The following is a 10,600-nucleotide window of genomic DNA, read 5'->3' as shown; positions in this document are numbered from 1 at the left end:
GCGGTCTGCGGCGTTGCAGCGCTTGCCAATAGCGAGGCTATTGGCGGCGCGCTGCGCCTTGCATCCCATCCCGCAAAGGCGCTTGCGCGACCCCGAATAGGGCGTCAGCACGTTCTCCCGGCAACGGCACCACGGCCCACATCTGGGGCGAGACCTTCCGCCGTCAGACGGGGCTGGACACCGTGCACGCGCCGTTCAAGAGTTCGGCCCAGATGCTGACCGATGTGACGGGCGGCCAGATCGGCGCGGCCTGGCCCGACCTGGCCTCGGCCATGGGCCTGGTGCAGGGCGGCAAGCTCAAGGTGCTGGCCGTCACGGGCCGCCAGCGCCACCCCAGCCTGCCCCAGGTGCCGACCTTCGCGGAAAGCGGCATCCAGGGCCTGGAGCCCTATGGCTGGTACGGCATCTTCGCGCCGGCCGGAACGCCCGAGAAGGTCGTGCGCAAGCTCTCGGCCGCCTGGGTCGATGCCGTGCGCGCCGCGCCCATCCACGCGCGCATGCTGGAGATGGGCCTGGTGCCCGCGGGCGATCCCTACGACGCCTTCGCCGCCATGCTGCGCACCGACACACCCATCTGGGGCAAGGCCATCCAGGACGGTGGCATCACGCTGGATTGAGGCTGCGAACATGGCGGGTCACGCAACCAAGGAAGCCGCCATGTCCAGCACCATCGACTACTTCGCCCCGGTCCGCGCCAAGACGCCGCCGCTGTCCTCCGCCACGCGCGTGGGCAACCTCGTCTTTGTCTCGGGAACGCCGGGCTACCACGACGACGGCCGCATCGACGAGGACGATTTCGCGGCCCAGTTCGACCAGGCCCTCGTGAACCTGCGTGCCATCCTGGCCGAGGCCGGCAGCAGCCTGCGCGGCATCGCCAAGGCCAACGTGCTGCTCACGCGCGCGCAGGACGTGGCCGAGATGAACGTGCGCTATGCCCTTGCCTTCGGCCCGGCGCCGTTCCCCGCGCGCACCACCTGCGTGGTCGCCGCGCTGCCCGACCCGCGCATGCTGATCGAGATCGAATGCGTGGCCGTGGTCGAGGCGCCCGTCTAGCGGTAAAAACCCATGAAGCTGGTGATGATCACCGCGTTGAAGAAGTCGATGAACAGCGAACCCACCAGCGGGATCACGAAGAAGGCCTTGAACGAGGGCCCGTTGGCGCGCGCGAAGGCCTGCATGTTGGCCATAGCGTTGGGCGTGGCGCCCATGCCGAAGCCGCAGTGGCCGGCGGCCATCACGGCCGCGTCGTAGTCGCGCCCCATGACGCGGAAGGTGACGAAGTAGGCGAAGGCGAACATGATCGCCGTCTGCACCAGCAGGATCACCAGCAGCGGCCCGGCCACGGCCGCCAGCTCCCAGAGCTTCATCGCCATCAGCGCCATGGTCAGGAAGAATGCCAGCGAGACATTGCCGACCACCTCGAACTGGCGGCGCGGCAGCTGCCAGTTGCGCCAGTCGATAAGGTTGCGCATGACGGCGGCCACCAGCATCGGCCCCAGGTAGGCCGGCAGCGTCATGCCCAGGGCCTTGAGCCAGTTCACGAACACCGTGCCCAGGCCGATCGCCACCATCAGCAGGATGGTGGCGCGCAGGATGGTGTCGTCGTTGGTCTCGCTGGTCTCGGTCGCAGTCATGACCGCCACTGCCGCCGCGCCGGCCGGGTCGGTGTCGCGCGGACCGCGCAGGCCGCGGCGACGCATCAGCAGCGTGCCCACGGGGCCGCCGATCACACAGCCCGCCACCAGGCCGTAGGTGGACGCGGCAATGGCCGCGGGCAGCGCTCCGACGGCGCCGGCCTGCTCCAGCAGCGGGCCGAACGCGGCCGAAGTGCCGTGGCCGCCGGTCAGCGAGATCGACCCCGCGGCCAGGCCGATCAGCGGATGCGCGCCCATGGCTTGCGCCAACACCACACCCACCCCATTCTGGATGCAGACCAGCAGCACCGCGCAAAACAGGAACAGCGCGACGCCCACGCCACCTTTCTTGAGCAACTCGAAGCTGGCCGAGAAACCAATGGTCGTGAAGAACACCAGCAGCAGGAAGCTGCGGAAGTTCTCGTAGAACTGGAAGCCGAAGGTGCCGGTCTGATGGCCGACAAGGGCCACGATGGAGAAGACCAGGCCGCCGATGATGGGCGCGGGGATGAAGTACCGCGAGAACAGCGGCACGCGGTTCTTGATGAATTCGCCCAGGGCTAGCAGCACGGCGGCCACGGCCACGGTCTGCGCGATGTCGAGCTGGATCACGGTCATGCGGGATACCTTTCGTTCGGTGGATCCCCGCGGCCGGCCGCGCGGCCGGGGGAGGTGCGGCACCAGTGCCGCCCCGGACGATGGTATGCGATGGGCCGCGCCCCCGCGGATGGTATGCGACGGACCGCGTGACGCGGCGTGCGATCGCGCCCGCGCGGCTTTAGTGGCCGATGCCCTGGTGGAACTCGTCGCGCGAGAGGAAGCGGTCGCGGTCGCTGTCGATCTCGTCGAAGCGTTCGGCCACGGCCGGCAGGCGTTGCGCCTCCTGGCGGCTGAGCCGGCCGTCGGCGTCGGCATCGGCGCGGTCGAAAGCCGCGTTCGCGCGCTGGTGCGCTTCGTCGCGCGCGGCGCGCGGTGCAGGTTGCTGCAACTGTGCCTGCACCAGGCTGCCGTGTTCGCGCGCGTGGACGGCGGCACCCGAGCCGCCCATCACCAGGGCGGCGAACAGGGCCAGGCTGTGTTCTTCGAAGCGGGCGAGGGTGCGGGACTTGCGCATGCGGGACAAGGTCGGTGGAGTGGCAGGGTGGCCATTGCAGCAAACGCGCGTGCGCCGCGCCAGCACTCTTTCGCCCTGTTGCCGGGCTCACATCTGGCCGCGCGACTTCACATTTGGAAGCGGCACAATGCCCGGCTTTGACCCCCAGGAGGACCACCGCATGGGCAAGCGCCTCACGCAGATCGCCACGCGCACGGGCGACGACGGCACCACCGGTCTGGGCGACAACACGCGCGTCGCCAAGGACAGCCTGCGCATCACCGCCATCGGCGAAGTCGACGAGCTCAACTCGCACCTGGGCCTGCTGCTGTGCGAGCCGCTGCCGGCCGCCGTGCGCGCGCTGCTTGTGAACGTGCAGCACCAGCTGTTCAACCTGGGCGGCGAGCTGTCGATCCCGGGTTACGCGCTGCTCAAGGCCGAGGCCGTGCTGCAGCTCGACCAGGCCCTGGCCGACCACAACGCCGAGCTGCCGCGCCTTGCCGAGTTCATCCTGCCGGCCGGCACGCGCGCCGCGGCGCAGGCCCATGTCTGCCGCACCGTGGCACGCCGCGCCGAGCGTGCCGTGGTCGCACTGGGCCGCGCCGAGGCCGTGCGCGAGGCACCGCGCCACTACCTGAACCGGTTGTCGGACCTGCTGTTCGTGCTGGCGCGTGTGCTCAACCGCATGGACGGCGGCGACGACGTGTACTGGAAGAGCGAGCGCATGGCGCGCGCCGAGGGCGACAGCGCCGACTGAAGGCGGGCTGCTGCCCGCAGGGCGGCGTTGCGACGGGGCTGTCGCGACGGTTTTGTATCGATCGATCTAGAATTCGTTCTTCATCGACCACCGGATGCCGCACAGCCCCATGCCCGCACGCAACGAACCCACGCACCCGTGGCTGACGGGCTTGCTCTGGGCTGGCCTTACCGTGGCCATCTTCGCCGGCTGGTTCGTCGTCACGCGCTTCAGCGTGACGCGCGAACTGCGCCTGTGGGATGTCACCGCATTGCGCTTCGGCGTCGGCGCACTGCTGCTGTCGCCGGCCTTGCTGCGCCGCGGCCACCGGCTGCCGGCCGCGCGCTGGGGCGAAGGCCTGCTGTATGCCTGCCTGTGGGGCTTGCCCTTCGTGCTGCTGGTGGCGTTCGGCCTGCAGCGCACCTCGGCCGGCCAGGCTGCCGCCATCGCGCCGACGCTGATGCCGGTGTTCGCCGGGCTGTTCGCCTGGGTGGTGCTCAAGGAGCTCCAGGGCCGGCTGCGCTGGCTGGGCCACGGGATCATCGTGGCAGGCATCGTGTGCATGGTCGCCGCCGGGGCCGCGGCACACGGCATGGCCGACCCGCTGGGGCTGGCGGCGCTGGCGTGCGGATCGTCCATGTGGGCGGTCTACACGTTGCTGTTCCGCCGCAGCAGCCTCACGCCCGTGCAGTCGGCCGCGCTGATCTGCGTGTGGTCGGCGCTGCTGTTCCTGCCGGTCTACGTGCTGGGCGGGTTGAGCCGGCTGGGCCAGGCCTCGGGCGCCGAAATCGCGCTGCAGGTGCTGTACCAGGGCGTGCTCATGAGCGGCGTGGCGATCGTCTCGTTCAACCGGGCCGTGGCGCTGCTGGGGCCCGCGGCGGCCTCGGCCATCATCGCGCTGATCCCGGCCGTGGCCGCGCTGGCCGCCATTCCCGTGCTCGGCGAATGGCCCGCCCCGGCCGAGGCCGTGGCACTGGCCTGCGTGGTGGGCGGCGTGCTGCTGTCGGCCCGCCGGGCCCCTTCCATCCCCACCACCCACGGAGACCGCACACCATGATCCGCTTCTACTTCCACCCGACGCCCAATCCGGCCAAGGTCGCGCTGTTCCTCGAGGAAACCGGCCTGGCCTGCGAAACCGTGCCGGTCGACACGAGCAAGGGCGAGCAGCACACGGCGGCGTTCCGCGCGGTCAACCCGAACGGCAAGGTGCCGGCCATCATCGACACCGAAGGCCCGAGCGGGCGCGAGGTGCGCGTGTTCGACTCGACCGCCATCCTGCTGTACCTGGGCGAGAAGACCGGGCAGCTGATGGGCCTGCCTGCCGACCGGCCCGAGCTGCTGTCCTGGCTGATGTTCATCGCCTCGGGCCTGGGGCCGTTCTCGGGCCAGTCGGTGCACTTCCAGCATGCCGCGCCGCCCGGGCTGGACTACGCCGTCACGCGCTACCGGCGCGAGGCCGAGCGCCATTACCAGGTGCTGGACCAGCACCTGCAGGGCCGCGACTTCATCGTGGGCGACCAATACACCATCGCCGACATTTCGGCCTGGGGGTGGATCGACCGGGCTGCGCGCGTGCGCAAGGGCGAGGCCGAGCCGCTGGCGCCGTTCCCCGCGCTGCAGCGCTGGTTCGCCGCCGTGGATGCGCGCCCGGCCACGGCGCGTGCCCGCGCCATGCTGAAGAGCCACGCCTTCAAGAGCGTCAACGACGACGAAACCAAGCGCGCGCTGTTCCCCACCAACTACGCCCCCATCGTCTGACCGCAGGAGCTGCCATGGAACTGAACGCCAAACGGGTCTTGATCACGGGCGGGACCAGCGGCATCGGTCTGGCGCTGGCCCAGGCCGCTGCAGATGCGCGGTGCGCGCGTGTTCATCACGGGGCGGCGCCAGCCGGCGCTCCATGCGGCGCTGCACACGCTGGGCGCGGCCGCGGGCGCGGGCGCCTGCGCCGACGTGGCCACGCCCGCTGGCAGGCAGGCCCCGCTGGCGCGGGCGCAGATGATCGTGCTCAACCGCGCCGATCCGCTGGCCGTGGACGCTCGCTTCCTGGCCCTCAAGCCCGCGCTCGAACAATCGGTGCAGGACCACAGCGCGCTGTGAGCTCGCGGTCGGCAAGAAAGGTGGGCAGGCATGGCAAGGCCGCGGCAATTCGATGAGGCCAGCGCCCTGGCGGCGGCGATCCGCTGCTTCTGGTCGCGCGGCTACGAGGCCACCTCGGTGCGCGACCTGGCCGACGCCATGGGCATCACCGGCCCCAGCCTGTACAACGCCTTCGGCGACAAGCGCGCTCTGTACCTGAGGGCCATCGACCACTATGTGGAGAACGGCTTTTGCGACCGTGTGCGCCGGTTCGAGAACCAGCTGGCGCCGCTGGCCGCCATCGCCGCGTTCTTCGATGAGATCGTGGCACTCTCACTGGCCGACACCGAGCACAAGGGCTGCCTGGTCGTGAACGCGGCGCTGGAAACCGCGCCGCACGATGCGGAGTTCCAGGCGGCGCTGGCCGCCGTGCTCGGCGACATGGAATCGTTCTTCCTGCGTTGCGTGCAGGCCGGCCAGGCCGCCGGCAGCGTGAACCCCACGCAGCCGGCGGCCGACCTCGCGCGCACCTTGCTGGGCTTGCTGATGGGCTTGCGCGTGCTGGCGCGCGCCCGGCCTGAGCCCGCGCTGCTGCGCGGCATGGTGCGGCCGGTGCTGGCGCTGCTGGACGCAGGGACTACCGCGGCGCCAGGATCGCCATCGTGATGCGCGACACGCAGGTCAGCTCGCCGGCCTCGTTGGCCAGGTCGATCTGCCAGACATGGGTGCTGCGGCCCATGTGCACGGGCCGCGCCGTGCCGATCACCCAGCCGCTGGTGGCGCCGCGCAGGTGGTTGGCGTTGATGTCCAGGCCCACGGCGCGCCAGTCCTCGGGTACGGCATAGGCCGCACCGCAGGAACCCAGCGTCTCGGCCAGCACCACGCTCACGCCGCCGTGCAGCAGGCCGTAGGGCTGGCGCGTGCGCGCATCCACCGGCACACGGCCGCGGATGAAGTCCTCGCCGACCTCCAGGAACTCGATGCCCAGGTGTTCCACGGCCGTGCCGCGGCTGCCCGCGGTGAGGATGTCGACGGAAACGGGCTTCTTCCAGATGGGCATGGCGGCACGGGCTGAGATGGCGGTCCACCACTATACGGGCCGCCCCGCGGTGCCGCTGGCCCACAGGCGACATGCGCCTACGCGCGCATGCGGCGCGCCGGCTTGTGGCGGCGCGCGCCAGTGGCGCACACTGCGCGCCATGCGCAAGACCTTGCTCGCTCTGGCTGTTGCCGTGCCCGCCGCGGCGGCGCTGGCGGCATGGTGGTGGCTGCCGTCCAGGCAGGAGCTGGCCGCGCGGCTCGCCCAGCAGGCCGAGGCCGCGCTCGGCGTGGGCGTGCACATCGGCGCGCTCGACTGGCGGCTGCTGCCGCGCCCGGCGCTGGAACTGCGCGATCTCGCCACCGAACAGCAGCGCCCGCTGGAACTGCGCCGGGTGGTGGTGCAGCCCCGCCTGCTGCCGCTGCTGGCCGGCCGCGTGGAACTGCACCGCCTGGAGCTCGATGGCGGCACCATCGTGCAACGCACGCTGCGCGAACTGGGGCGCGGCACATCCCAGCAGAAGAAGCCGACGGCCCCACTTGCCATCGAACTGGACGGTCTGGCGATCCGCGACCTGACCTGGGTGTCGCACAGCGGCGTGGCCGTGGTCTACGCTGGCGATCTGGCCTTCGATGCCGGCCTGCAACTGCGCGAAGCCCGGTTCTGGCGGCCGGGCCTGGAGCCCGTGGCCGAGCTGCAGGTCACGCGCCAGGCGCCGGCGCCGGATGCTTCCACGCAGCGTTTCAGCCTGCGTGCGCGACTGGCCGGCGGCAGCGCCGAGGGCGAAGCCACGCTGCACACCGCGGCCGACGGCGGGCTGCGCTTGCAGGGCGCGCTGGCGCCACGCGGGGTGGAGCTGCAGCAGGCGCTGGCCGCTTTCAACCGGACATCGCCCGTGGGCGGCAAGGCCGATGGCCAGACCCGGCTGTCCGCCAGCGGCGAGAACCCGCTGGCGCTGGCCCAGAGCCTGCGCACGTCCACGCGCTTCACGGTGCGCCCTGCCACGCTGCTGCGCTTCGACCTGCAGCGCGCGGTCGATACGCTGGGCCGCGAACACCAAGGCCAGACGCGGCTGGACCTGCTTGAGGGCCAGGTGGAAACGCAGAACACACCGGGCCAGGGCATGGAGATCCGCTTCACCGACATCCGTGCCCACGCCGGCGCCCTCACGGCCTCGGGCTCGGCCCGGCTGCACGAGCGCCGGCTGCAGGCCAAGGCCGCGGTCGACGTGGTCGACGGCGTGGTCGGCCTGCCGATGACGGTGCAGGGGACGCTCGGCGAACTGCAGGTGCAGGTCTCCAAGGCCCCGGCCATCGGTGCCGCCGCAGGCACCATGGTGCTGCCCGGCATAGGCACGGCCATCGGTGCCGCGATCGGGCGCATGCTGGGCGGTGACGGGGACGCACCCGAAGCGCCGGCGGCCGCGCCGCGGCGCTGAAACGGGCGGCCTGGGCGCCAGCCCTGGGAACGGCCCACTGCGCTACGCTGCCGGTCCTGCAAACAGGAGGACCGCATGCCGCTGGAGTGGAAATACGACGCCGAAGGCGTCGACTGGGACGCCTTGTCCGCGCTGTACCGCGCCGCGCCGCTGGGCGAGAAGAGCCCGCAGCTGCTGCGGACTGTGTTCGGCAACAGCATGTTCAAGTGCTTCGTCCACGACGGCGCGCGGCTTGTCGCGGCGGGCCGGGTGCTGGCCGACGGCGCCGACTGCGCCTATGTCTGCGACATCGCCGTGCTGCCCGCGCACCAGGGCACGGGCCTGGGCAAGCAGGTCGTGCAGCACCTGGTGGATGCCGCGCGCGGGCACAGGAAGATCCTGCTCTACGCCGTGCCGGGCAAGGAGCCGTTCTACCGCCGCTTCGGTTTCCTGCGCATGAAGACGGCCATGGCGATCTTCGAGAACCAGGAGGCGCAGCTGGCGCGCGGCTACCTCAGCGAGGACTGACGGGCTGCCTATCATGCAGGCCGCAGGCGCCACGCACGGCGCCGCCAGGAGGAGATACCAGCCCATGCGACCCGACCCGACAGAGCGCATCCCGCACATCACCCATTACCGCGACTGGCTGCAGCGCACGCGCGGCCTGGACTTCGCCGACTACGACGCGCTGTGGCGCTGGTCCACCACCGACCTGGAGGGCTTCTGGCAAAGCATCTGGGACCACTTCGCCATGCAGTCGCCCACGCCGCACCGTGCCGTGCTGGCCAACGACAGCATGCCGGGTGCCGAGTGGTTCCCCGGCGCCCAGACCAATTACGCGCGCCAGGTGCTGCGCCATGTGGACGCGGCCCACGCCGCGGGCTGCCCGGCCATCGTGAGCGACAACGAGCGCGGCCAGCGCCGCGAACTGTCCTGGCCCGACCTGCGCCGCCAGGTGGCGGCCCTGGCCCTGCACTTGCGCGCCCAGGGCGTGCAGCGCGGCGACCGCGTGGCCGCCTACCTGCCCAACATTCCCGAGACCATGGTGGCCTTCCTGGCCGTGGCCAGCATCGGCGCGGTCTGGAGCGTCTGCGCGCCCGACATGGGCCAGGCCGCCGTGCTCGACCGCTTCCGCCAGATCGAGCCCGTGGTGCTGATCGCCTGCGACGGCGTGACCTACGGCGGCCGCGACCTGGACCGCACCCAGACCGTGGCCGAGCTGCGCGCGGCCCTGCCCAGCGTGCGCCACCTGCTGGTGCTGGACAACCTGGGCGGCCGGCCGCCGGTGGCCGGCAGCCATCCGCTGGCCGCGGTGCTGGCGCGCGACGATGCCGCCACAGCGGCCTTCGAGCCCGACTGGCTGCCCTTCGACCACCCGCTGTGGATCGTCTACTCCAGCGGCACCACGGGCCTGCCCAAGCCCATCGTGCATGGCCATGGCGGCATCGTCGTGGTGGCCCTGGCGCTGTCCACGCTGCACAACGACATCGGCTGCAGCTACGAGGGCCCGGGCAAGGGCGAGCGCTTCCTCTGGTACAGCACCACGGGCTGGATCATGTGGAACTGCCAGGTCGCGGGCCTGTTGGCCGGCACCACCTGCTGCATCTTCGACGGCAGCCCGGGCGGCAGCCGCGAGCAGCCGGACTGGGAGGTGCTGTGGCGTTTCGCCGAAAGCACGGGCGTGACCTTCTTCGGCGCCGGTGCCGCCTACTTCGCCAACTGCATGAAGGCCGGCGTGGACCTGGCGCGCTACCCGGGGCTGGCGCGTGTGCGCGCGCTGGGGACCACGGGCTCGCCGCTCGCCGAGGATGTGCAGCGCTGGGGCACGGCGCAGTTCCGCAAGCTGGGCGTGGACGACATCTGGTGGTGCAACATCTCGGGCGGCACCGACTTCGCGGGCGGCTTCATCGGCGGGCTGCGCACGCTGCCGCTGGTGCCCGGCAAGATGCAGTGCCGCATGCTGGGCTCGGCCGTCGAGGCCTGGAGCGACGAAGGCAAGCCGCTCATCGGCGAGGTCGGCGAACTGGTCTGCACGCGGCCCATCCCCTCGATGCCGCTGTACTTCTGGAACGACGCGGGCGACGCGCGCTACCTGGCCAGCTACTTCGACACGTACCCCGGCGTGTGGCGCCACGGCGACTGGCTGCGCATCGATGCCGACGGCAGCTGCGTGATCTTCGGCCGCAGCGACGCCACCATCAACCGCCACGGCCTGCGCATGGGCACGAGCGAGATCTACAGCGCGATCGAGTCGCTGCCCGAGGTGCTGGACTCCCTGGTGGTCGATCTCGAGTACCTGGGCCGCCCGAGCTGGATGCCGCTGTTCGTGGTGCTGCGCGAGGGCGTGGTGCTGGACGACGCGCTCAAGGGCCGGCTCAACGAGGCCGTGCGCCGCGCGCTGTCGCCGCGCTTCGTGCCCGATGCCATCTACCAGGTGCCCGAGATTCCGCGCACCCTGTCGGGCAAGAAGCAGGAGCTGCCGATCAAGAAGCTGCTGCTGGGCCAGAGCGCCGACAAGGTGCTCAACCGCGGCACCATGGCCAACCCGGCCTGCCTGGCCTGGTACGAGGACTTCGCGCGCCAACACGCGGCGCGGGGTTGA

General features: G+C 71.2%; 13 protein-coding genes. 10 read left to right on the top strand and 3 right to left on the bottom strand.

Going from position 1 to position 10,600, the window contains the following annotated elements:
- Nucleotides 1–62: 62 nt before the first annotated feature.
- Together IE209_RS12495 and IE209_RS12490 are read left to right on the top strand one after the other, a co-directional pair.
- Nucleotides 63–617, top strand: coding sequence for a tripartite tricarboxylate transporter substrate binding protein (locus IE209_RS12495; RefSeq protein ID WP_189687459.1), 555 nt, complete (start codon nucleotides 63–65; stop codon nucleotides 615–617).
- 40 nt (nucleotides 618–657) lie between these two features.
- Nucleotides 658–1,053: a RidA family protein gene (locus IE209_RS12490; protein ID WP_189687279.1), complete on the top strand. Its 396-nt coding sequence runs from the start codon at nucleotides 658–660 to the stop codon at nucleotides 1,051–1,053.
- Here the strand turns inward: IE209_RS12490 and gltS are convergent.
- The gene (gltS, locus tag IE209_RS12485; RefSeq protein WP_189687278.1) at nucleotides 1,050–2,252 is read right to left on the bottom strand and encodes a sodium/glutamate symporter; all 1,203 of its coding nucleotides are present in this window, start codon (nucleotides 2,250–2,252) and stop codon (nucleotides 1,050–1,052) included. The genes IE209_RS12490 and gltS overlap by 4 nt on opposite strands.
- 160 nt (nucleotides 2,253–2,412) lie before the next feature.
- Nucleotides 2,413–2,748: an EF-hand domain-containing protein gene (locus IE209_RS12480; protein WP_189687277.1), complete on the bottom strand. Its 336-nt coding sequence runs from the start codon at nucleotides 2,746–2,748 to the stop codon at nucleotides 2,413–2,415.
- Between the two features lie 160 nt (nucleotides 2,749–2,908).
- Between IE209_RS12480 and IE209_RS12475 the strand changes: the two genes are divergently transcribed.
- The 5 genes from IE209_RS12475 to IE209_RS12455 all read left to right on the top strand — a co-directional run bounded on the left by IE209_RS12475 (nucleotide 2,909) and on the right by IE209_RS12455 (nucleotide 6,208).
- Nucleotides 2,909–3,484, top strand: coding sequence for a cob(I)yrinic acid a,c-diamide adenosyltransferase (locus IE209_RS12475; protein WP_189687276.1), 576 nt, complete (start codon nucleotides 2,909–2,911; stop codon nucleotides 3,482–3,484).
- 109 nt (nucleotides 3,485–3,593) lie between these two features.
- Entirely contained in the window at nucleotides 3,594–4,520 is a 927-nt protein-coding gene (locus IE209_RS12470; RefSeq protein WP_229882824.1) for a DMT family transporter, read from the top strand.
- Nucleotides 4,517–5,221 (top strand): glutathione S-transferase family protein, encoded by a 705-nt coding sequence (locus IE209_RS12465; protein WP_189687274.1) that lies wholly within the window; start codon nucleotides 4,517–4,519, stop codon nucleotides 5,219–5,221. Before IE209_RS12470 ends, IE209_RS12465 begins: the two co-directional genes overlap by 4 nt.
- 93 nt (nucleotides 5,222–5,314) lie before the next feature.
- Entirely contained in the window at nucleotides 5,315–5,563 is a 249-nt protein-coding gene (locus tag IE209_RS12460) for a hypothetical protein (RefSeq protein ID WP_189687273.1), read from the top strand.
- Nucleotides 5,564–5,593: 30 nt separating this feature from the next.
- Nucleotides 5,594–6,208: a TetR/AcrR family transcriptional regulator gene (locus IE209_RS12455; protein ID WP_189687272.1), complete on the top strand. Its 615-nt coding sequence runs from the start codon at nucleotides 5,594–5,596 to the stop codon at nucleotides 6,206–6,208.
- Here the strand turns inward: IE209_RS12455 and IE209_RS12450 are convergent.
- On the bottom strand, nucleotides 6,180–6,602 hold the full coding sequence (locus tag IE209_RS12450; RefSeq protein WP_189687271.1) for a hotdog fold thioesterase: 423 nt from the start codon (nucleotides 6,600–6,602) through the stop codon (nucleotides 6,180–6,182). The genes IE209_RS12455 and IE209_RS12450 overlap by 29 nt on opposite strands.
- A gap of 139 nt (nucleotides 6,603–6,741) precedes the next feature.
- On the opposite strand from IE209_RS12450, the gene IE209_RS12445 reads away from it, so the two are divergent.
- From IE209_RS12445 to IE209_RS12435, 3 genes are all read left to right on the top strand, one after another.
- Entirely contained in the window at nucleotides 6,742–8,019 is a 1,278-nt protein-coding gene (locus IE209_RS12445) for an AsmA family protein (RefSeq protein ID WP_189687270.1), read from the top strand.
- A 75-nt stretch (nucleotides 8,020–8,094) separates the two neighbouring features.
- On the top strand, nucleotides 8,095–8,526 hold the full coding sequence (locus IE209_RS12440; protein ID WP_189687269.1) for a GNAT family N-acetyltransferase: 432 nt from the start codon (nucleotides 8,095–8,097) through the stop codon (nucleotides 8,524–8,526).
- 64 nt (nucleotides 8,527–8,590) lie between these two features.
- On the top strand, nucleotides 8,591–10,600 hold the full coding sequence (locus IE209_RS12435; RefSeq protein ID WP_189687268.1) for an acetoacetate--CoA ligase: 2,010 nt from the start codon (nucleotides 8,591–8,593) through the stop codon (nucleotides 10,598–10,600).

Source organism: Pseudorhodoferax aquiterrae, assembly GCF_014652235.1.
GTDB classification, from domain to species: Bacteria; Pseudomonadota; Gammaproteobacteria; order Burkholderiales; family Burkholderiaceae_C; genus Pseudorhodoferax; species Pseudorhodoferax aquiterrae.
Note: the sequence above shows the minus strand (reverse complement) of the source record. Positions and strands in the feature narration are given on the sequence as shown.